The organism is Streptococcus ruminicola (assembly GCF_011387195.1).
In the GTDB taxonomy this organism is placed as follows: domain Bacteria; phylum Bacillota; class Bacilli; order Lactobacillales; family Streptococcaceae; genus Streptococcus; species Streptococcus ruminicola.
The window spans coordinates 1,111,759-1,133,159 of record NZ_CP046919.1 but is presented as its reverse complement, the minus strand read 5'-3'; the positions used below and the strand labels follow the sequence as shown (position 1 = coordinate 1,133,159).

20 protein-coding genes and 1 pseudogene are annotated in these 21,401 nt (G+C 38.8%); 1 reads left to right on the top strand and 20 read right to left on the bottom strand.

Annotated elements, in window-relative coordinates; all coding sequences use genetic code 11:
• Nucleotides 1-55: 55 nt before the first annotated feature.
• The 14 genes from GPZ88_RS05860 to GPZ88_RS05795 all read right to left on the bottom strand — a co-directional run bounded on the left by GPZ88_RS05860 (nt 56) and on the right by GPZ88_RS05795 (nt 13,797).
• Nucleotides 56-568, bottom strand: coding sequence for an NYN domain-containing protein (locus GPZ88_RS05860; protein WP_039697544.1), 513 nt, complete (start codon nt 566-568; stop codon nt 56-58).
• A gap of 42 nt (nt 569-610) precedes the next feature.
• Nucleotides 611-1,360 (bottom strand): 23S rRNA (guanosine(2251)-2'-O)-methyltransferase RlmB, encoded by a 750-nt coding sequence (rlmB, locus tag GPZ88_RS05855; RefSeq protein WP_074565004.1) that lies wholly within the window; start codon nt 1,358-1,360, stop codon nt 611-613.
• Nucleotides 1,361-1,420: 60 nt separating this feature from the next.
• Nucleotides 1,421-1,822: a Mini-ribonuclease 3 gene (locus tag GPZ88_RS05850; RefSeq protein ID WP_003067681.1), complete on the bottom strand. Its 402-nt coding sequence runs from the start codon at nt 1,820-1,822 to the stop codon at nt 1,421-1,423.
• Complete coding sequence (gene cysS, locus GPZ88_RS05845) at nt 1,815-3,161, bottom strand: cysteine--tRNA ligase (RefSeq protein WP_166043691.1); 1,347 nt, start codon at nt 3,159-3,161, stop codon at nt 1,815-1,817. The genes GPZ88_RS05850 and cysS overlap by 8 nt, the downstream gene beginning before the upstream one ends.
• 31 nt (nt 3,162-3,192) lie before the next feature.
• Nucleotides 3,193-3,810, bottom strand: coding sequence for a serine O-acetyltransferase (gene cysE / locus GPZ88_RS05840; RefSeq protein ID WP_020916093.1), 618 nt, complete (start codon nt 3,808-3,810; stop codon nt 3,193-3,195).
• Between the two features lie 15 nt (nt 3,811-3,825).
• Entirely contained in the window at nt 3,826-4,581 is a 756-nt protein-coding gene (locus GPZ88_RS05835; RefSeq protein ID WP_039697541.1) for an SseB family protein, read from the bottom strand.
• Between the two features lie 44 nt (nt 4,582-4,625).
• Entirely contained in the window at nt 4,626-6,818 is a 2,193-nt protein-coding gene (gene pnp, locus GPZ88_RS05830; RefSeq protein ID WP_074870191.1) for a polyribonucleotide nucleotidyltransferase, read from the bottom strand.
• Nucleotides 6,819-7,034: 216 nt separating this feature from the next.
• On the bottom strand, nt 7,035-7,265 hold the full coding sequence (locus GPZ88_RS05825) for a GlsB/YeaQ/YmgE family stress response membrane protein (RefSeq protein ID WP_006531339.1): 231 nt from the start codon (nt 7,263-7,265) through the stop codon (nt 7,035-7,037).
• Between the two features lie 145 nt (nt 7,266-7,410).
• Nucleotides 7,411-10,092, bottom strand: a complete 2,682-nt coding sequence (adhE, locus tag GPZ88_RS05820) for a bifunctional acetaldehyde-CoA/alcohol dehydrogenase (RefSeq protein ID WP_158913148.1) — start codon at nt 10,090-10,092, stop codon at nt 7,411-7,413.
• A 478-nt stretch (nt 10,093-10,570) separates the two neighbouring features.
• Nucleotides 10,571-10,840 carry a 30S ribosomal protein S15 gene (gene rpsO / locus GPZ88_RS05815; protein WP_003063161.1) on the bottom strand — a complete coding sequence of 90 codons (270 nt, stop codon included), beginning with the start codon at nt 10,838-10,840 and terminating at the stop codon, nt 10,571-10,573.
• 344 nt (nt 10,841-11,184) lie between these two features.
• Nucleotides 11,185-12,402, bottom strand: a complete 1,218-nt coding sequence (locus GPZ88_RS05810; RefSeq protein WP_001291561.1) for a tyrosine-type recombinase/integrase — start codon at nt 12,400-12,402, stop codon at nt 11,185-11,187.
• A gap of 81 nt (nt 12,403-12,483) precedes the next feature.
• Nucleotides 12,484-12,687 carry an excisionase gene (locus GPZ88_RS05805; protein ID WP_000814511.1) on the bottom strand — a complete coding sequence of 68 codons (204 nt, stop codon included), beginning with the start codon at nt 12,685-12,687 and terminating at the stop codon, nt 12,484-12,486.
• 460 nt (nt 12,688-13,147) lie between these two features.
• Nucleotides 13,148-13,378 (bottom strand): helix-turn-helix domain-containing protein, encoded by a 231-nt coding sequence (locus GPZ88_RS05800; protein WP_000857133.1) that lies wholly within the window; start codon nt 13,376-13,378, stop codon nt 13,148-13,150.
• A complete protein-coding gene (locus tag GPZ88_RS05795; RefSeq protein ID WP_000804885.1) occupies nt 13,375-13,797 on the bottom strand; it encodes a sigma-70 family RNA polymerase sigma factor in 423 nt (140 codons plus the stop codon). Before GPZ88_RS05795 ends, GPZ88_RS05800 begins: the two co-directional genes overlap by 4 nt.
• A 504-nt stretch (nt 13,798-14,301) precedes the next feature.
• Between GPZ88_RS05795 and GPZ88_RS05790 the strand changes: the two genes are divergently transcribed.
• A complete protein-coding gene (locus tag GPZ88_RS05790; protein WP_001227347.1) occupies nt 14,302-14,655 on the top strand; it encodes a helix-turn-helix transcriptional regulator in 354 nt (117 codons plus the stop codon).
• A gap of 59 nt (nt 14,656-14,714) precedes the next feature.
• On the opposite strand, the gene GPZ88_RS05785 is transcribed toward GPZ88_RS05790, so the two are convergent.
• The 6 genes and pseudogenes from GPZ88_RS05785 to GPZ88_RS05760 all read right to left on the bottom strand — a co-directional run bounded on the left by GPZ88_RS05785 (nt 14,715) and on the right by GPZ88_RS05760 (nt 21,401).
• Nucleotides 14,715-14,882 carry a cysteine-rich KTR domain-containing protein gene (locus tag GPZ88_RS05785; RefSeq protein WP_000336323.1) on the bottom strand — a complete coding sequence of 56 codons (168 nt, stop codon included), beginning with the start codon at nt 14,880-14,882 and terminating at the stop codon, nt 14,715-14,717.
• A gap of 118 nt (nt 14,883-15,000) precedes the next feature.
• Entirely contained in the window at nt 15,001-16,920 is a 1,920-nt protein-coding gene (gene tet(M) / locus GPZ88_RS05780) for a tetracycline resistance ribosomal protection protein Tet(M) (RefSeq protein ID WP_166043689.1), read from the bottom strand.
• A 15-nt stretch (nt 16,921-16,935) separates the two neighbouring features.
• Nucleotides 16,936-16,983 (bottom strand): annotated as a pseudogene (locus GPZ88_RS10445) (hypothetical protein); the annotation flags it as partial.
• A gap of 313 nt (nt 16,984-17,296) precedes the next feature.
• Nucleotides 17,297-18,229, bottom strand: coding sequence for a conjugal transfer protein (locus tag GPZ88_RS05770; RefSeq protein ID WP_001224319.1), 933 nt, complete (start codon nt 18,227-18,229; stop codon nt 17,297-17,299).
• Complete coding sequence (locus GPZ88_RS05765) at nt 18,226-19,227, bottom strand: bifunctional lytic transglycosylase/C40 family peptidase (RefSeq protein WP_000769868.1); 1,002 nt, start codon at nt 19,225-19,227, stop codon at nt 18,226-18,228. The genes GPZ88_RS05770 and GPZ88_RS05765 overlap by 4 nt, the downstream gene beginning before the upstream one ends.
• Nucleotides 19,224-21,401 carry a CD3337/EF1877 family mobilome membrane protein gene (locus GPZ88_RS05760; RefSeq protein ID WP_000804748.1) on the bottom strand — a complete coding sequence of 726 codons (2,178 nt, stop codon included), beginning with the start codon at nt 21,399-21,401 and terminating at the stop codon, nt 19,224-19,226. Before GPZ88_RS05760 ends, GPZ88_RS05765 begins: the two co-directional genes overlap by 4 nt.

Below are 21,401 nucleotides of genomic sequence, written 5' to 3'. Positions count from 1 at the left end.
TATAACAAAAAAGCCCGCAATTAGCGAGCTCCTTTAAAAAAAGTCCTTTGATGTTTTAAATATCATCAAGTAATTGTTTTAATTTATCCATCTGTCCATCATTCCACGGACTGAGTTTTGGTGTGGTTAAATCAATGTGCTTTGACATTTTGTCCAAGTCTGATTTAACCGTATTTACGCGCTGCTCCAATTCACGAGCTGATACCCGAAGGGCACCTTGCGAGAAGACAGTCCATTGTTCATTTAAATCACTGGTTGCAACTTCCACAAGATGGCGTGGTGTATTTAGCTCAGCTGCTGTACGTTCAATATAAGAATCAGCTGTTTCATCTTCTTCGGTGAAAATTACTTGGATTTTATATTGGTCATAACGTTGACGCAATCCTGGAACGTACTGAGCATCAAAGACACAGATAATATCCAGATTTTCAAAATGAGCATAGTTATTGAGCTTACGCAGTAAAATATTGCGTGCTTCATCTAATCGATTTGTCTTAAAGAGTTGACGTGTTTCCTGCCAAAAGGCAATCATGTTATAACCATCAACTAAGAGGATTCTTTTCTTCATTTTTTAGTCCTTTCACAGATGGCTCATCAAGTCTTACAAAAATTAATCCACTTTATGACGGAAAACTTCGTACATCAATACCGCTGCTGCCACACTGGCATTTAAACTTTGAACGTGACCATTCATCGGAATCGTAATCATTTCATCCACTTGTTTTTTGATGTTTGGCGAAATGCCTTTTCCTTCGTTACCAATGATCAGGGCTAGTTTGCCAGCTGTATTCCATTTGTGTGATGGTGTTCCGTTCATATCTGTACCAAATACCCAGAAACCTTGTTCTTTCAATTTATCAAGCGTTTGGCTGAGGTTTGTCACACGAGCGATCGGAACATGTTCGACAGCGCCAGTTGATGTTTTAGCAACCACAGGTGTCACACCAACCGCACGATGTTTTGGAATAATCACACCAGTGACATTTGTTGCGTCAGCTGTTCGCAAAATTGAGCCAAAATTATGCGGGTCGTTGAGTCCATCCAAAATCAGAATTAGTGGATTTTCTTCCTGCGCAGCTTTTTCTAAAATGGTATCTAATTCAGCATAAGCAAATTCTGAAACGCGTAAAACAAAACCTTGGTGAACGGCACCATTTGTCATGTCACTAAGCGTTTTTTTAGGTGTCCAAGAAATAGAGACTTTTTTCTCTGCGGCTAGGCTTTTGATTTTATCAACATTTTTTCCACGCAAGTCGTCTTGAATGTAGAGTTTATTTCCTGTGTTAGCTTGAAGGGCTTCTGTTACGGCATGCACACCATAAACGATGTCATTTTGATCATTAAATTCTTTGTTCTTCATAGTGCTATTATAACATGAAAACCAGCTCTCATGCGAGAACTGGCTATTTTTATTTTTTACTTAATCTTCAATTTTTTCAACCGCTTGGATACACCAATCAATAAGCTCTTCGAGACGATCAATCTGCTCAGTCATGTGAAGATAACCCATGACAGCTTCAAAACCTGTCGACATGCGGTAAGTCACAACGTCAGCATTTTTAGCTTTGGTATGACTATTTGTATTGCGACCGCGCTTATAGATTTCTTCTTCCTTTTCAGTCAATAGCTGCGCTTCTAGCATCATATTGATCAGCATCGCTTGAGCTTTGGCTGAAACATACATCGTTGCTTTGCGGTGCAATTGATTAGGTTTTGTCATACCTTGAAAAATCAAGTGTTTACGAATATAAGTCGAATAAATGGCATCTCCTTCAAAAGCAAGGGCAATACCATTAATAAGATTGACATCTACCTTAGTCACGTGTCCACCTCACGCCATCTTTGGTATCTAACAATTTAATGCCTTGTGCTGCTAATTGGTCACGGATGGCATCGGCTGTGGCAAAGTCACGATTAGCACGTGCTTCTTGGCGTTTTTCAATCAATGCTTCGATATCCGCATCAAGCACTTCTTCTTCAAAAACAATACCAAATACAGCAAGCATTTTAGCAAAAGTATCTTTGGTTACTTGGTCATAATTCCCTGAATTAATCCATTTCGCCATGTCAAAGACAACTGTAATACCATTTGCTGTGTTAAAATCATCATCCATCGCTGCTTCAAAATCAGCTTTGAATTTTGCAAGTTCAGCTGCATCAACAGCTTCTCCAAGTGGCAAGGTAAAGGTATTTTTCAAATACTTAAGGTTAACAGATGCATCGTGAACAGCTTTTTCGGTAAAGTTGACAGGTTTGCGATATTGTTGTGTCGCAAGGAAGAAACGAAGTACTTGACCATCAACAGTTTTCAACATATCGTGAACTGTCACAAAGTTGCCAAGAGATTTTGACATTTTTTCATTGTCAACATTGACAAAACCATTGTGCATCCAGTAATTAGCAAATGTTTTTCCAGTTTTGGCTTCTGATTGAGCAATTTCATTAGTGTGGTGTGGAAATTCCAAATCAGCTCCACCACCGTGAATATCAATAGTATCACCTAAAATACTTGTCGCCATTACAGAACATTCAATGTGCCAACCAGGACGTCCTTGTCCCCAAGGGCTTTTCCATGAAACTTCACCTGGTTTAGCAGCTTTCCAAAGGGCAAAATCAAGTGGATTTTCTTTGATGTCACCTTCGCCATCAACACGACCACTAGCACCAACTTCAAGGTCTTCCAAAGTTTTATTGGCTAATTTAGCATAGTTTTTGCTTTTAGCCACGCGGAAATACACATCACCATTCGCTTCATAAGCAAAACCTTTGTCCACAAGGTCTTTGACAAAAGCAATAATTTCATCCATGTAATCAATAACACGTGGATTTTTTGTTGCTGGTTCTACACCGAGTTCTTTGACATCTTCCATAAAGGCTGCAATGAATTTATCAGAAAATGCCTTTGTGTCCATATCAGCTTCAGCTGCACCTTTGATGATTTTATCATCAACATCGGTAAAGTTAGAAATATAATTTACTTTGTAGCCACGGTATTCAAAATAGCGACGAATCGTGTCAAAAGCAACAACGCTTCGAGCATTCCCAATATGAATATAGTTGTAAACTGTTGGTCCACAAACATACATGTTAACTGTATTTTCAGTAATTGGGACAAAGTCACGAAGACTTCTGGTCATTGTATCGTAAATTTTAATTGTCATGTTCCTTCCTCCAATCTCATCTTAGTTTTTATTAAAGTTTTGATGAATGTAAACTTTCGTAGCAAGCTGCTTCAAGTTTTGAAGTATAGTACTCACGGTGTTCTTCAAGGTCATGAATGGCATTTTCATCTTTTTTACCATGAACACGAACAACTTTCGCTGGTACTCCGACTACTGTTACATCTGCTGGAACATCCGATACAACGACAGCTGCCGCACCGACTTTGGAATTTTTTCCAATTTCGATTGGTCCAATAACCTGTGCGTGCGCTGAAACAAGTGCTCCTTCGCGAACGGTTGGGTGACGTTTCCCGACATCCTTACCCGTTCCACCAAGAGTCACACCATGATAAAGCATAACTCCTTTTTCTACAATTGCTGTTTCACCAATAACAAGACCAGAACCATGGTCGATAAAGACACCCTCAGCAATTTCAGCTCCTGGGTGAATTTCAATTTGTGTCCAAAAGCGCCAGAATTGGCTATGCATGCGCGCTAATAATTTCAAGCCATGTTTCCACAAGAAATGTGAGATACGATGCGCAGCCAAGGCTTTGACACCAGGGTAAGTTAGTATAATCTCCAGAGAGCTACGAGCCGCTGGATCGTTTTTCTTTACAATATCAATGGTTTCTTTCCACCAACCCATATCTTCTCCTTTCTTTTATTCGTCTTCGTCGATTTCAGACCAATCAACAAGAATTTGTTGGTCATCAAAGGGATTAATGGCAACTCCGACCGTTTCGTCAATGTCGTTTTCACCGTGTCCAGGTTGATAAATATCAGCCAAACGCCATGTCAAGATACTTCCTTGAGCATTGCGAAATGGTGTTCCAAAATCTTTGTGATTATACCATTTAGCAAAACTTTGAAGATTTGAAAAGGCTGGGACATAGCTTTTACCTTCTGGTGTAGACATTGTTGGGAACATACGGTCAAAGCTTTTATCGTCACGTGGGTGAACAAAGGCTGGGACAAGGTAGTATTTGTCCAAAGTATCAGCCGCAAGGTTTTCTTCACCCATAAGTTTATTCAAAATAGTTGTGTAAGCATTCAAAAATTGGATTAATTCACTACTTTTGAAGATAGTTGAATTGCCAAAATCGCCTGTTTTCTTAAGGTTAAAGACAATTCCAGTTAATCCTTTTTCAATGACTTCTTTTAAAACATCCAAAGTTGGACGTTCAACCCAATTTTGATCATTGGCACTAGCTTGTTCAGATTTGAAAGTTTCCAAATCTTCCTTATCAGAAAAGACAGGAGTCACCTTTTGCCCTTCAATATCAAGAGCATAAGGTTGATCACTAGCCAAAACTGGGATGTTGTGCAAGGCATTGACAAGCGCAATGCTATCTAAAAAGTTGTCTGGTGCGTTAACAAACGCGCGCAAACGAATATCAAGTTCATTTAAATTTGTCATCGTTAAACTCCACATTTATAAAAGATGAGCAAGCCAAAAAGTGTTTAGTCGATTTTATCGTGTTTTTCTTTGTGATCACGCAAGTGTCCGCCAAATGGTGAGTGACCTTTGTGTTCTTTTTCATGTTTTTCAGCTCTTGGTGGACGTGGAAGAAGAGCTTTCATTGACGCATCAACACGTCCTTTGTCATCTACTTTGATAACTTTAACATCAACTTCGTCACCAACTTCAAGAACGTCAGAAACGTTAGCTGTACGTGTCCATGCAATTTCTGAAATGTGAACAAGGGCATCTGTCTTATCAAAGAGGTTAACAAAAGCACCGAATTTTTCAATACGAACAACTTTAGCGTGGTAAACTTCACCAACTTTAGCTTCACGAACTAAACCAGCAATAATTTCTTTGGCACGGTCGATAGCAGCTTGGTCAGATGAGTAGATAGATACATTTCCTTCTTCGTCGATATCGATTTTAACACCAGTTTCTTCGATAATTTTATCGATGGTTTCACCACCTTTACCAATAACCACTTTGATTTTATCAACATCAATCTTGATTGTATCAATTTTTGGTGCTGTTGGTGCCAAGTGAGTACGAGGTGCTGGGATAGTTGCTTCAATCAAATCAAGGATTTCAAAACGAGCTTTCTTAGCTTGGGCTAGAGCTTCTTTCAAGATTTGCGGTGTAATACCTTCAATCTTGATATCCATTTGAAGTGCTGTAATACCTTCACGAGTACCTGCAACTTTAAAGTCCATATCACCAAAGTGATCTTCGAGACCTTGAATATCTGTCAAGATTGTGTAGTTGCTACCATCTGAAATCAATCCCATGGCGATACCAGCTACTGGTGCTTTAATTGGAACACCACCAGCCATAAGGGCAAGAGTACCTGCACAGATTGATGCTTGTGAAGATGAACCATTTGATTCCAAAACTTCAGCTACAAGACGGATAGCATATGGGAATTCTTCAAGGCTTGGAAGAACTTGCGCAAGAGCACGTTCACCAAGAGCACCGTGACCAATTTCACGACGACCAGGCGCACCATAACGTCCTGTTTCACCAACAGAGAATTGTGGGAAATTGTAGTGGTGCAAGAAACGTTTCTTGTACTCAGCACCAAGTCCATCAACGATTTGAGTTTCACCCATTGGAGCAAGTGTCAAAACTGACAAGGCTTGAGTTTGTCCACGTGTGAAGAGACCTGAACCGTGAACTTTTGGAAGATAATCAATCTCAGCATCCAATGGACGGATTTCGTCAACACGACGACCATCAGGACGGATTTTATCTTCTGTAATCAAGCGACGAACTTCGGCATGTTCCATTTGTTCAAGAATTTCAGCCACGTCACGCATGATTGTTTCATAATTTTCATCGTCTGCGTAGCGTTCTTCGTAAACAGCAGTTACTTCTTCTTTGACAGCTTCTGTCGCTGCTTCACGCGCTTTTTTCTCTTCGACTTGAACAGCTTTTTGAAGGTCAGCATTGTAGGCTGCAATGATTTCAGCTTGCAATTCTGGGTCAACTTGTAGCAATTCAACTTCTGCTTTTTCTTTACCAACAGCTGCAACGATTTCTTCTTGGAAGGCAATCAATTCTTGAACAGCTTCATGTCCTTTAAGAAGAGCTTCAAGCATGATGTCTTCTGACAATTCTTTAGCACCAGATTCAACCATGTTGATGGCTTCTTTTGTACCGGCAACAGTCAATTCAAGAAGAGATGCTTCTTTTTGTTCAGCTGATGGATTGATGATAAATTCACCATCGATATAAGCCACTTGAACACCAGCGATAGGTCCGTTAAATGGAATGTCTGAAATAGACAAAGCAAGTGAGCTACCAAACATAGCTGCCATTGGTGCACTAGCATCTTCGTCATAAGAAAGAACAGTGTTAATCACTTGAACTTCATTACGGAAACCTTCTGCAAACATTGGACGAATTGGACGGTCAATCAAACGTGCTGTCAATGTCGCATCAGTTGTCGGACGACCTTCACGTTTGTTGAAACCACCTGGAAATTTCCCAGCAGCGTACATTTTTTCTTCGTAGTTTACTTGAAGTGGGAAGAAGTCACCAGTTGACATTTTTTTAGACATGACAGCTGCACTAAGAACAGTTGATTCACCGTAACGAATCACTGCAGCGCCATTAGCTTGTTTAGCAACTTGACCAATTTCAACAACAAGTGGACGACCTGCAAAAGTCGTTTCAAAAGTTTGTTTTGACATTTTTATTCCTCTAACATTTTATTTTGATACGTCTGTTTTCTACAAAAACCAGTCTGTAAAAGGCTTATAAACTCGTCTTTGCATAAAACCACGTATCTCCATTATTTTATCACATTTTATAGGAAATAGCAGAGCTTATAGCACAGTTTTTTAAGAATCATTAAAAAGCAGCTACTAAACAGTAACTGCTTCTCTTTATAGCTATTTAGCAATGGATTATCCGAAAAATAAATCCACCACTGCAATGACAATAATAGCGCCAAGAACAGATGGTAAAATCGCCATGCCAGCAAGACTAGGTCCCCAATAACCAAACAAACTTTGACCAACAAATGAGCCCACAAGTCCAGCAAAAATATTATAAATGCAGCCCATTGACTCACCTTTTTTAGTGATAGCTCCTGCAATTATCCCAATCAAAGCCCCAACAATTAATGATCCAATCATAACAGTCTCCTTTAATGCAATATCTCTAGACAGGTCTTACAAAAATCCCTGATTAACCGTTTTTATTAACACCTTCATTCTACCACAAAAGCCTCCCAAAGGGAGGCTTAAAAATGTCAACTAATACAATTGTTAAGAAGAGGTATTAGAACATGTCAATCAATAATTGTTTCAACTCAGCAATGTAAGGTTGACGTGGGTTAGCAGGTGTACATTGATCATCGTAAGCAAGTGATGCCAATTTATCAACAGCTGCATCAAAAGCTTCTTTTGTCACACCATTTGCAGAAAGACGAGGGTCAACATCAACGGCTTTCATCAAAGCATCAATACGTTCGCAAAGTGCTTCAACCAATGCTGCATCATCTTTACCTTTAAGACCAAGGCTACGGGCAATATCAGCGTAGTCACGTTGTGCACGATATTCTTCGTAACGTGGGAAGACTGAACGTTTTACATTTCCAGCCACACCGTTGTAACGAATAACGTGTTGCATAGCGATTGAGATAGCTAGACCATGTGGAAGACCAAATTCACCACCAGTTTTGTGTGCGATTGAGTGGTTAATACCTAGAAAGGCATTTGAGAAGGCCATACCAGCAAGTGTTGCTGCGTAGTGCATATTTTCACGCGCTTGTTCACCACGAAGTGTTGGGTGTTTTGGATCATAGTTATATGAATCTTCCAAGTTTTCGATAACCAACTTGATAGCTTCAAGTGACCATGGGCGAGTCAAATCAGATGCCATAACTGAAACATAAGCTTCAAGGGCATGTGACAAAGTATCCAAACCAGAAAGAGCAACGGTACGTTTTGGCACTGTCATAACAAATTCTGGGTCCACAATAGCAACTTGTGGAGTCAATTCATAGTCAGTCAAAGGATATTTAACGTGAGTGTGATCATCAGTGATAACAGCGTATGGTGTAACTTCTGAACCTGTACCAGATGTAGTTGGAATACAGAAGAGACGAGTTGCTGTTTGGTGTTTGAATTTCACGATACGTTTACGAATATCAATGAATTTTTGTTGCAAACGTAAGAAGAGTTCGCTGACGTTCTCATAGCTGTCAAGGAAATCAGCTTCTTGATCAAGTGAGTATTCATAGATGTAACGTGCAATTTTAGCCGCATCAAGTGCTGAACCACCACCGACTGCAATAACTGTATCCGGTTTGAAATCACGCATTTGTTTTGCGATTTCAATTGTTTGACCAAGTGTTGGGTCTGGTTTGATAGTGCCGTAAATTGATGTCGCAACTTTTTCATCACGCAATGCCAATTGAGCAAGAACAGTATCAACAAAACCAAATTGAACCATACCTGGGTCTGCAACAATCAAAGCGCGTTGCATTGGTTCGTATTCATCTTGCAAGTAAGAAATGGCATTTTTTTCGTAGTAAGTTTTTTCTGGTAGGCGAATCCATTGAGGACGGTTGCGACGTTTGGCAACTGTCTTAACATTTAAGAGATCGCCAGTTGAAAGATTGTGTGACAATGAATTTTTCCCCCATGATCCTGTTCCAAGTGTTAAGCTAGCTTTAAGTGCATCTGTGTAGACATCACCAATACCTCCGACTGAATCTGGTTGGTTAACCAAGACACGTGATGCTTTCACAGCGTCGCCATATTCAGCAACAAATGGATCTGCTTGAGAGCCAATTTGGATACCAGCATTGTGTCCTGCACCTTGGTAGTCAAGAAGTGCTTCGACAATTTCAACACCTTCGCTACGATCTTTAGCTTTGTAAACTGAAAGGAGTGGAGAAAGTTTTTCAGAAGAAAGTTTTTCACCAATGTTTTTCTTGTCAAGTTCAAACAAGAGAACATCTTTTCCTTCTGGTAATTTCACGCCAGCTTGTTCACAAATCCAAGTCGCTGGCATACCAGCCACTGGTCCATTAACACCATGGCGATCATTGAAGACAAAGTCTTCGATTTTTTTATAGTCCTTCTTAGGCACAAGGTAAGCACCTTTGTCTTGCATTTTTTGAAGCCATTCATCATAGATTGGTGCTTCAACAACTGCAGAGTTTTCTGTGGCACAAATCATACCGTTATCAAAACGTTTTGATAACAACAAGTCTTCTACAGCACGATCAACATGGGCAGTTGCATCAACGTAGATAGCACCGTTACCAGCACCAACACCCATTGATGGATTACCTGATTTAAGAGCGGCATTTACCATACCAGGTCCACCAGTTGCCAAGATAGAAGCAATTTTCGGATTTTGAATCAATGCTGATGTGTTTGCAAGAGATGGTGTTTCAATCCATTGAACAATGTTTTCTGGAGCACCAGCTTTCACTGCGGCATCATAAAGAATTTGTGCGGCATGTGCTGAACAGTTTTGCGCTTGTGGGTGGAAGGCAAAGACAATCGCATTACGTGTTTTAAGAGCTACCAAAATCTTGAACATTGTTGTTGAAGTTGGGTTTGTTGTTGGAACAATACCAGCCAAAACACCAAGAGGTGCTGCGATTTGGATACTTCCTGAAACCTTATCTTCCCCAATGATACCTACTGTTTTTTCATTTTTGATACGTTCATAAACGTACTCAGTAGCGAAGTGGTTCTTAATATCCTTATCCTCAACGACACCACGACCAGTTTCTGCATGAGCTTCTTTTGCTAATTCAAGTGAAGCTTCTGAACCTGCAAGAGCCATCGCTGCGACAATGTTATCAACTTGTTCTTGTGAATAAGTTGCATAAACACGTTCAGCTTCAAGAGCTTTTTCGACAAGAGCTCCAGTGTACTGTTGAGCCAATTCTTCTGCGCTCAACTCGTTATTCTTTACATCTGCATTTGTTGCTTTAGCCATTAAGAAAACCTCCTTATAAGTACCCTTAAAAATAAGTGCCTCATTTTTTGAGAAGAACTATATTAATGATTGATACTAAAATAAAAACAAGACCGTATAGTCTGGAATTTCAAAACTCAACGTTATTACTTGAGGTTCTCTTCACTATATAAACTACACAAAATCAACAGTTAAATTCTTTAATCATCATATCATTGTGATATTCTTCACCAACCATATTAACCCTTTTTCAAAAAAAGGTCAAGTATTTTTTGTAAGCTTTTTCATTTTTATTGTAAAGCCAATGTAAGGGGATACATTTATATACCCCTATTTTCCTTTTACACTAATACTTTTGCCACTTTTGACATTTTCATCTTCAACAAAAACTCATTTTCATTAAAAATCTATCCTTCAATATCTTTCAAAATAAGTAGCTGAATGTACAAAAAAAGCTCCCTGGAAAACCCAAGAAGCTTTTGCTCGACCGAACGTCAGATTAACGACGAAGACCAAGTGATGCGATCAATTCGCGGTAACGGTTAACGTCTGTGCGGCGAAGGTATGCCAACAAGTTACGACGGTGACCGATTTTTTTCATCAATCCACGGTAAGTAGCGTGGTCTTTTTTGTGTTGTTTAATGTGTTCGTTAAGGTGGTTGATTTCCCAAGTAAGAACAGCTACTTGAACTTCAACTGAACCTGTGTCACCTTCGTGACGTGCGTATTGAGCGATGATTTCATTTTTTTTCTCTTTTGAGATTGCCATAATTTTTCTCCTTTATATTGCTTCATCCGAGTGGTAGGTTTTTGGCGGATCCTACGACCAAGAAGAAGTTACTTGTCTTACGACAGTCCTTATTGTAGCAGATTACTTCTGCTTTTGTCAAAGGTTTTCCCTTAATTTAACTAGACTTTAACACAAATTATTTTTAATGTAAACAAAGTATAAATTTCTAATTATCTTTTTATATTTTCTTAAATGCTCGTAAAGCCTTATTCTATGTGCTTTCGAGTATTTTTACTGTAGGAAGATACTTCACGTTTCTTTGCATATTTCCTCATGTCTTAGCTGTCAGAAGTGGTAAATAAGTAGTAAATTCATTTGTACTACTAAGCAACAAGACGCTCCTGTTGCTTCTCTTTATTCAAGCGTTTCATTTCTGCCATTGCAGAATCGAATGTTGCATGTGCGTAATAGTTCAGCGTCATGGCTATATTAGCATGTCCCATAATGTACTGTAATGCCTTTGGATTCATTCCTGCATTTGCATAGTTGGTACAGAATGTATGTCGCAAACTATGTGGAGTGATGTGTGGCAATTTATCCTCGTTATACTTATTGTATTTCTTAACAAGACCTTTCATCATGCCGTTGTAATCACTTGCCACTTTTGGATAGTTCTTTCTATTAAGAAAGAGGAAATCACTATATCCATCAATCTCAACACGCTTATCATTCTTTCGATTCGCTAACACTCGCTTAAATGCTTGATAGGCTTCTTCAACCATAGGAACTTGACGTTCGCCACTTTTGGTCTTTGGTGTTTCAATGTAGTACCCAATTTCAGTATCTCTCAATAGCTGATGGTCTATATTGACAAGACGATTCTCAAAATCTAAATCTGGAAGTGTCAAACCACCAAACTCTGAAATACGAAGACCTGTTTTTAAGAGTATCAGAATTTCATCATAATTTTTGCTGTAGGTTTTATCAGCTTTTGCAAAGGCTAACAGTTTTTCTTCCTGTTCTTCTGTTAGTACGGTCTTAGGGACAGTATCATCATCAAGAACTGCTTTCAGTTGAAAGTCAAATGGATTCTTCCGAACACAATCATCTTGTATAGCAATATAGAATGAAGCCTTTAAAGAACGTTTGTAGTTATTGATGGTTTGATAAGCATAACCATTTTCACTCATTCTAATAGCCCATTCTTTAGCGTCTGATGGCTTAATACTGTCAATACTTCTTACACCTAACTTGTCTTTCTTCAAAATATCCATAAGATATTTGCGTCCAGTTTCAGTGTTTTTTCTAACCTTTGGTCTTTGAGCGTTCTGTTTTGCGTAAAGCTGGCAGAGTGTCATTTTCTTTCCTACAACATCAATACCATCATGAATGTCTTTCTGTAACTCTGCGATTTTCTCTCTAAGTGAGATACAATCACGCTTTCCTGCTGGTACTCGGTCTGTAGCCACAAGTTTCCACGAGTAAACAAATTGCGGTTCTCCAAATGAATCTATATATTTGTATAAGTATCTTCCGTCTTTTCGTTGGCTCTCTCCAGTCTTTAAGATTCGACCTTTATTGTCACGTCTTTTTTCTGACATGGCATTTGCTCCTTTCCTTTATGGAAAGAGCCTTGATACGACTTAATACTATTTTATCATATACAAGACCCTTTGGCGACGCTAGATTGCGTCCAATGTATCTATAATTTTTTCAAATTGTTTTCGTTTAATCTGAATACGATTGCCATTCATAATCAGCCAATTTGCATTTTTATTTTCCTCTGCCAAGCGTCGTAGCTTGTTTTCGCCAATACGAAAATATTTTGACGCTTCTTCAATGGTTAGGGTATAACGTTCCCAAATAGGAATGTCAGTCTGCTTCATAAAATCCTCCTTTCCAAATCACTTATTTGGATTTCATAAAAGTTGTTTTACCAGCAATCGAACAGCTTTAGCAAAGCTCACGGGAGTTCCACCCCTGCATGGTTCTCATGTAGCCATACTCATTGCCTGCGACGGTTTTATCACGCTCGGACTATTGACTGTATGGGAGTATCATTATCACGATAAGAATGTCGTTGCAGGCAATCCTGCTAAAGATTGCTTCTCGGATCACTAACATGAATCGCTCGCTATCTTTATAAGATAGGTCATGGCGGTTAGTTCCGTTGGCTCTTTTCTTATCGAAACGTATTCGATTACTTTTATTCAGTTTTCAAAGAACAATGGCTCGTTAGCCTATCAAAACACATTGAAAGCTCAATATGCTTTGGTGGAATAACAAACCTCCCTGTTCGGGAAGCGTGGAATGGTTTAGCACGCTTCCACGAAAGGAGAGAGGATATTACTTAATTTCAAATGACAAAATCTTTGTAATCAGTCTGGTTTCCATTCTTCCACGTAAGACTTCATCAACGACCATACTTTGATTGCCATATTCATCTTTCATAAGTCGTAGGGAACGCTTCGTTATGTACCCTCTGTAATGATGTAGAATCTGGTTAATCGCTTCGGTATCGCCATCTGTTGCCTTTACAATGAGAGGAAAGGGAATCATAGGATATTGTGTTTTCATTCTTCAAATTCCTCCATAAACTTTTTAATTAAGGCTAGTCCACTGGTTCTATGCCGATAGACAGTAGAACGGTTCAATTTCAACAGGTCTGCAATTTCTGAATCGCTCATGTCCATAAAGTAAAACAGCAGTAGAATTTCACGTTTCTTGTCTGGCAACTCACGTAATGCTTCACTCAACAAATCATTTTCAACGCCTACTGATAACCCATTGAGTGTAAAAATCTGAAAGTCAGTTGAATAGTTATCTGTTGTCGCAAACTGGCTAACAAGATAATCGCCAACATCCGAAAAGGACACCTCACGCTTTGCAATCCTTGAAAGATAAAGCATATAATTCTTTCGCTCGTCTTCCATAGCACGTTTACAGATATAGTCAAACTGATTTTCTATTGTGGTCTGAAAAGAAGATGGTTTCATGTTTCTCACCCCCTTTCTGTCTAGGAAAGGAAGTGAGCCTTGCTCGTTTATCTCCTTTCACTCTTAGTCCCAATGTGAAAGGGGGATTTGTTGCATTACTGATAAATAAACTTTGTAAAAAAGTTCTGAATAGCCAAAAAAGCATATAAACAGATTTATTTCTCTGTTTACATGCTTCTGTTATTCTATCTATATGATTTATAAAACCACATTGGTGGACGTACTTATCTATTGCAGATAGACGACTTTTTTTGACAAGAACCCAATGTAAGGAAATTTATTGTATATGATGTACTTCATGGCGACGTTGACCTCCAACAAACCGCCATTTGGAAGTAATATACAATATTTTAACAGCGTAAATAGCACTACCATATAACGGTTTTTTTTATTGGCGTTTAGTAGTGCTTTTTATTAAATATAAACCTATAAACCATATAACACGTTTTTCTATACCTGTTTTTAATTCAGTAGGAACAATAAAATGTATAGAGGTGGTCTACTATGCGTAAAAAAGAAGATAAATATGATTTTAGAGCCTTTGGTTTAGCCATTAAAGAAGCTCGATTGAAACGAGGTTTAACTCGTGAACAAGTGGGAGCATTGATTGAAATTGACCCACGGTACTTAACTAATATTGAAAATAAAGGGCAACACCCCAGCATACAAGTTCTTTATGACCTTGTATCGTTACTTCATGTTTCCGTTGATGAATTTTTCTTACCTGCTAATAACTTGGTAAAAAGCACCCGACGATTACAGATAGAGAAATACATGGATAGCTTTACAGACAAAGAACTATCCTTAATGGAATCTTTAGCCAGCGGTATCAACGAAGCAAGAAACATCGAAGACTAATTAAAAGAATCCATACATAACGGAAAGAGCCGATAAAATGAGATTGTATTAATCTCATTTTATCGGCTCTGCGTCTTTGCGTCTGGCTCTGTAATCACAGTTACTTTGAACTGCTTTATTTCAATTAAATTTTCTTGTCTGCATTTCGGACAATAGAGGGGGAATTTTTTTAATTCAGTATCTTCCCTTATCTTTAATCGTGTTTTATTTCCACATACAGGACACAATATCCACTTGTAGTTTATAATAACTATCTCCTCCTTTACACTTTAATTCAAATCTTTATTAAAAAATATTTCATCTTATTTAACAAGAAACCATATTTATATAACAACATAAAATACACTAAGTTATTTTATTGAACATATATCGTACTTTATCTATCCGACTATTTGGACGACGGGGCTGGCAAACAGGTTCACCGGTAGTAACATGGTACCCTTTTAACTCTGTTAAACAAACACTACGTCCATTTGTAAAGAAAGTTAAATCACTACGATATTCTTGAATACACCGAGCAGGGATTTCTCCACTAAGAATGACCTCATTATTTTTCAATTGAGTGTCTACGATGTTCGCACAATATTTAGGAGCATCGCTATATGCTCGTGAAAGATATTCTTGTGGTGCATAAATTTTAAAACTAAGATATGGCTCTAACAATTCTGTTCCAGCTTTTTTTAAAACTTGTTCCAATACAATAGGAGCAAGCATCCGAAAATCTGCTGGGGTACTAACAGGGCTATAGTATAAGCCATACTTAAAACAGATTTTACAGTCCGTCACATTCCAACCATACAATCCTTGTTCACAGCCATATCGTATCCCTTCCATAACTGCATTTTGAAACGATTGATTTAAGTATCCAAGAGAAACCGAGCTCTCATACTGTACTCCGCTCCCTAATGGAAGCGGTGCTACAGAAAGACCAATGGAAGCCCAGAAGGGATTCGGTGGCTCTTCGATGTGAATGGTATACTCTGCTTTTTTTAACGGTCTTTCCATATAAATGACTGTAGGCTTTTTTATTTTTACCTCCACATGATACTTTTCTTGCAATAGAGCACAAGTCACTTCCATTTGTACTTTCCCTAAGAAAGAAAGTATGATTTCATGTGTCGTAGAATCCACATAATATTGTAGAAGCGGGTCACAGTCGGAGATTTCTAAAAGTGCATCAAGTAACATTTCCCTTTGTTGAGGTTTGCTCGGTTCAACAGTTGTTTGCAGCAGAGGGAGCGGATTTTCAATTCTCTCTCTCTGTGGCAATAGCTTTGTATCTCCAAGAACACTATTTAGCTTCAAAAACTCATTTTGCAAAATAACAATTTCCCCGGAATAAGCCTTATCGATTTTACATAATTCACCATTTATTGAAGTATACATTTCTGTAACTTTTATTTTTTCTTTTTCTGATACTCTAACCGAATCTCGTAAATGTAGTACTCCACTATAAAGGCGTATATATGCAAGACGTTGTCTTTTTTTTGTATATTCAATTTTGAAAACATTTCCGCAAAGTTCAGACTGACCTCGATGTGTTGATGAATAAAATTTATTCGTAATCACTTCTATAAGGTTATCAATCCCTATATTGTTTTTTGCACTTCCGTGATAAACAGGGAACAGGGAACAATTCTGAAATCTTATGCTTTCCTCTTGTTCGAGTTCCAATGCTTCTAATGATTTACCGGACATATATTTCTCTAAAAGGTCATCGTTTCCCTCTATTACCGTATCCCATTGTTCAGATTCGGTAAAGTTCGTCACACACATATTAGGATACAGTTCTACCTTCTGTTTGATTACAATTTCGGCAGAAAGTTTCTCTTTAATATCCTGATAAACCGTTGATAAATCAATTCCATTTTGGTCAATCTTATTGATAAAAAAGATTGTGGGAATCCCCATTTTCCTAAGTGCATGAAATAATATACGAGTTTGTGCTTGTACGCCATCTTTTGCAGAAATCAGTAGAATTGCCCCATCTAAAACTGATAATGAACGATATACTTCTGCTAAGAAATCCATATGTCCTGGCGTGTCTATGATGTTCACCTTCGTATTTTCCCACTGAAAAGAGGTTATTCCTGTCTGAATTGTAATTCCTCTCTGACGTTCTAAAAGCGTATTATCCGTCCTCGTTGTACCTTTGTCCACGCTTCCTAATTCTGTAATCGCTCCACTGTTATATAATAAGCTTTCTGTTAAGGTAGTTTTTCCTGCATCAACATGAGCTAAAACTCCAATATTAATAATTTTCATGTGATTTTCCTCCATTCAAAAACCCAAAAGGGCATAAAAATCCCAGTGATAAATACTTTTATCACTGGGATTTTTATGCATAACCATAGGTATACAAAGCATACAGATATTCTCTGGATACTTTAGAATCACATGATAAAGGTATTCTTAAACTGGGTACAAAAAACTAAGCCCTCCTAAAAAAGGACATCTAATTATTTGTTCCCGCTATCAAATTGACAGTTTATTTAAGAATACCTTGCCGCATATTTATTAACTCCTTTTAAATAGTCACTTAAATAATAGCACGTAAGAGCATATTTGTAAAGGAATCTCCAATTTTTTATCAAAAAGAGTACATGATTACAAAGTATCTGTAATCATGTACCAATATTTGTTATTTTACAATCTTCCAATTACTCCCGTTCTTTTCAAGTACCAAATCAAATTGAGATACCTGCGTTGCTTTGGTCTGCTGGTCGATATACTCCACTGTCAGCGATACCGTGACTTGATTATCCTTACGATTGTGAATAGGATTTACCAGTTCTTGAAAGATGTACTCTTTTCCGATTGGTTTTAATATCCCGTCATTCACATAGTAGGAAAGTTCACTGGCTGTCGCTGTAGGATAGAGCTTGAAGAACGTCGTTAAAAACTCATTGATTTCATTGGTTGTAATGGAATCAACCGTCCCCTCACTTTCAATGGCTTTTGGTTTATAACTTGATTTCTTAGGTATGTTGGTAATGGTCGGATTCTTAACCAGTACCATATTTCCAGAACCATCTACATAGACACTCACTATATAAGCAGAGTGGACGGTCTTTGTATTTTCTCCCTCTGTAATGAGCTGGTCTACACTGTAGGTTACATTAAACTCATTGTCGCCAGTTGGCTCTACCGTCCATATCTGAAATCCTCTTACAGAAGACGATACAGGAATATCTTTGCGTACTGTATCAACATTGAGAGCTTGAAGTTCATCTGTCAGATAGCCTTTTAGACTTTCCATTCGATTATCAATGGACTTATCGGATTGCTCCCATGAATAGTAGACTTTCGCAAAGTTCTCTACAAAATTTTCTACATGATGAGTATCAACGTATTCCTTTTCTATGATAGTTGTTTCGTGAATAGTATGAGTATCTATAGCTGTAAAGTGCTTGAATATCGCAAAGCTGAAACTAAGCCCTAAAAGTACCCACAAGGCAATCACAACCTTTTTATGAGGATTGACCTTATAGACACGAGGTTTCTTTTCCTTTGGTATCTGTTTTTCTTTATTCTGATTTTTTCTAAATTTCATCATTAAATCTTCCTTTCTCATTGTTTGATTCGTCCTGCTCCCACTAAATGCTGTTGCCAGTAGGGGCTTGTTAAGTCGGCATAACCGATTGGGTCGCCTGCATGAAACATACGGTTATTGCCAAGGTATATCCCAACATGAGTAATATAAGAGCCAGCGTTATAGGTAGAATGAAAGAAAACCAAATCGCCAGCTTGTGCTTCCGATAGTGGGATATGCTGGGTCACATCATATTGCTGTTGTGCGGTTCGTGGTAAGTTAATTCCAGCTTTTCCATACGTCCATTGTGTCAGTCCGCTACAATCAAAAGAAGTAGTCGGGGAAGCTCCACCGTAAACGTATCGCCAGCCCTCATATTTCAGTGCTTCGTCCATGATGGCTTGTACCGTATCATCATCAAACTCTGTTGTGACAAGATACTGCGTTACCAGTTGCACATAAAACATATTGCCATAGTTGTATCGCCAGCCCCCATTGATAGGTATGGCTATGGGATTGGGGTAAGACACTTTTTCGCCACCTGAATACTCTTTTGAGAAACTTTGAGCCAGTTCAAAGGTATATTTATTTCCACGATTAGCCACATACCCTAAGAAACCACCACCATAATTGTAGGACTGGATAACCGATTCTAAATCTACACTGAGCCTTTCGCTACTGGCTAATAATTCACTGAAATACTTCACACCTTGCTTAATGGATTCTTCTGTACTCAATGAATTAGGTGGAAGACCGAGGGATTCCGAGGACTGCATAACATCTTCCGCAGTACCGCCCGATTCCACCTGTATAATCGCAAGAAGTATGTTGACATATTCTTCAACGCCATATTCTTTGGCATATTTTTCTACCATAGGCTTATGAGCCAGCACTTCTGCGGAAACATTCACACCTCCATAATGAATATTGGAAATTCCGCTGTCCTGTTCATCTGAAAATAAAATGGCAACAAACAGAAGCAGTGAGAAGACCATCAAGAATAATCCAGAACCACCAATCACTAAAGTTTTCAACTTCATGGTTTCTTACCGACTTTCTTAATGGTGGCGGTTTTGATTGGTGGTCTACTTCTTGTATTTTGTAGTGGTACTCTTTGAACAGTAGACGGACGTTCTTTTGTGATTGGACGTTGTGAAGTTCTATCTGCTGTAGTGGTTGAAGTTGCTGGCTTTTGAACGGTTTTTTCTTGAACGGTATTGCCTTGGCGTTCCACTTTTGGACTTGAAAAATCGGACTTAACTGCTGGACGCTCTTGTTTGGCTTGTTGAGATTCCTTATATGAAGTCTGAATATTAGACTGTTTTGAGGTCTGTTCATCATGATATTGTTCTTGTCTTGTAGTCGGTCTTTCATGAACAGAAGAAGCAGGCTGTTTTTTCTGTTTGACCTGTTCCATTTCAGAGCGACGCTTCGCAATGGTTTTTCGCCTTTGTTCCTGCTGTTCCTTGCGTCCACTGGCTCTGTCCGCTTTGGTTTGAGAAATACTACTGGTTAAATCACGGACATTCTCTTTTACTTTGGATTTTCCTTGATATACTGCATATCTTGCATTGGTCGGCAAATCTTTAACCTGTTCTTTCAAACCACTAGCAGTGTCTACCATTCTGTCTTTGGTATCAGCTACTGTACCGATGGTTTGACCGATACGTTTTCCAAGTGTTGATTTTTCCTTTCCGTCTGGTCGGGAGTGATCTGCTTGTGTCCTTGCAGAACTCCCCGAACCCGACTGTCCTTTTTTACCTGTAACAATGGCAGACCCAGCCCCTAGAGTAGTCATGGAACGTCCAAGTTTCCGCTGTAGACGGTGCATGTGAGCGTGCATAAGCATACGAGGTTTTCTCATCACACGACTTCCCACACTTTGAGAATCGTTACTCTGTAGAGAAAACATACTCATTAAATCGCCCAGCTTGAAGTAGATTCCTGCAAAGGTCACAATCTGTAGAAAAGCAATCAAAAAGAACGGATAACCAGCCGATAAGGTATAGAGCATGGTTGAAATACTAAATGCTGTCGTAATAATCAATGTGATTCCAGCTCGTGTCAAAATGGTATTAAAGAGCTTTGTTATGGCTCGTTTTGACATACCATCAAATGATGGAATCATGCTTAAAATAAAGCTCACAGGCAGAAACATAGCATAGATGATAAAAAGTACCTGCGAGAAAATCATGATTCCTGTTAATAGGAATACAAATATGGAAATCCCAATATTGAAGACAAATAGGAAGAAGACTGTACCTAAACGGTTAATGGTCTTTGTAATGGTTAGATTGGTATTGCTTCTGTCTTCAATTTCTTCCGCAACAATTTTTTCTCTGTCTTCGCCATTGTTGGAATCTGGGCTGGTGGAGAGCAGGCTTTCCACACGGTCAATACCGATACTTTCAATGTCTGAACTGTTGTATTGAAGCAGTAGCCACGGTTGCTGAACCTGTATGGAAAACAGGCTATCTCTGATTAAGTCCACGCTGTCCTTGCCTTGACTATCGGAATGGGGCATGACAATCTTCGTGCCAAGTGATAAACTGGCATTACTGATGTCTGATGAAAAGTCATTGATTTTTTTAATGTAGTCGGGAGCGTAGGCAATAAAGGAAGCCGATAGGATAAACACCAGCACAAAATTCATAATGGCATGAATTGCCTTTGTGGTTTCTCTCTTTATCAGTCCCGTATAGGCAACATAAACCCCAAGAACCAAAATCAAGAGTAAGAGGAATCCAACATAGAAACCCTCTGTTGAAAATCCGTTTGCACTCACACCAGCTAAGGTCTGCATATTCTTACCAATGGAATCTGCTGTAGCGGAAATGAAGTCTAAGGAATAGGCTTCCTGTACTAAGTAACCTGTCGCATTGGAAACATACAAACTGATTGTCCAAATAAAATTGGTAATGGCATACAGTCCATACATGACCTGTTTTCCAATCCCGTCCGACCAGTTCCACGGAAGCCAGCCCCAGCTATTATCCACATAAAAATCCAGTTGATAGTTTTCAAGTGGGTATCGGCTGTATTCATTTGCCACATTGACCGTATCATCTACCAAGCCCGCAGCTTGAACCACCGTTCCCAGCATGGCTAAAAGAAAAATGGCAATCACAAGTGTGAAAGCCACTGTCATTGCCACTTTACCTAGACGTTTCAGCGTCCAGTTTGATTTTATTCTGTTTACTATTGATGGTTTCAC

What these genes read in the sequence shown, in the direction of transcription:
- rpsO (WP_003063161.1), bottom strand. Translation starts at nt 10,840, where the DNA reads ATGGCAATCTCAAAAGAGAAAAAAAATGAAATCATCGCTCAATACGCA.
- cysS (WP_166043691.1), bottom strand. Translation starts at nt 3,161, where the DNA reads ATGACAATTAAAATTTACGATACAATGACCAGAAGTCTTCGTGACTTT.
- GPZ88_RS05860 (WP_039697544.1), bottom strand. Translation starts at nt 568, where the DNA reads ATGAAGAAAAGAATCCTCTTAGTTGATGGTTATAACATGATTGCCTTT.
- GPZ88_RS05800 (WP_000857133.1), bottom strand. Translation starts at nt 13,378, where the DNA reads ATGAAAACACAATATCCTATGATTCCCTTTCCTCTCATTGTAAAGGCA.
- GPZ88_RS05810 (WP_001291561.1), bottom strand. Translation starts at nt 12,402, where the DNA reads ATGTCAGAAAAAAGACGTGACAATAAAGGTCGAATCTTAAAGACTGGA.
- rlmB (WP_074565004.1), bottom strand. Translation starts at nt 1,360, where the DNA reads ATGAAGAACAAAGAATTTAATGATCAAAATGACATCGTTTATGGTGTG.
- GPZ88_RS05795 (WP_000804885.1), bottom strand. Translation starts at nt 13,797, where the DNA reads ATGAAACCATCTTCTTTTCAGACCACAATAGAAAATCAGTTTGACTAT.
- GPZ88_RS05790 (WP_001227347.1), top strand. Translation starts at nt 14,302, where the DNA reads ATGCGTAAAAAAGAAGATAAATATGATTTTAGAGCCTTTGGTTTAGCC.
- GPZ88_RS05825 (WP_006531339.1), bottom strand. Translation starts at nt 7,265, where the DNA reads ATGATTGGATCATTAATTGTTGGGGCTTTGATTGGGATAATTGCAGGA.
- GPZ88_RS05765 (WP_000769868.1), bottom strand. Translation starts at nt 19,227, where the DNA reads ATGAAGTTGAAAACTTTAGTGATTGGTGGTTCTGGATTATTCTTGATG.
- cysE (WP_020916093.1), bottom strand. Translation starts at nt 3,810, where the DNA reads ATGGGTTGGTGGAAAGAAACCATTGATATTGTAAAGAAAAACGATCCA.
- GPZ88_RS05805 (WP_000814511.1), bottom strand. Translation starts at nt 12,687, where the DNA reads ATGAAGCAGACTGACATTCCTATTTGGGAACGTTATACCCTAACCATT.
- adhE (WP_158913148.1), bottom strand. Translation starts at nt 10,092, where the DNA reads ATGGCTAAAGCAACAAATGCAGATGTAAAGAATAACGAGTTGAGCGCA.
- GPZ88_RS05770 (WP_001224319.1), bottom strand. Translation starts at nt 18,229, where the DNA reads ATGAGAAAGGAAGATTTAATGATGAAATTTAGAAAAAATCAGAATAAA.
- GPZ88_RS05835 (WP_039697541.1), bottom strand. Translation starts at nt 4,581, where the DNA reads ATGACAAATTTAAATGAACTTGATATTCGTTTGCGCGCGTTTGTTAAC.
- pnp (WP_074870191.1), bottom strand. Translation starts at nt 6,818, where the DNA reads ATGTCAAAACAAACTTTTGAAACGACTTTTGCAGGTCGTCCACTTGTT.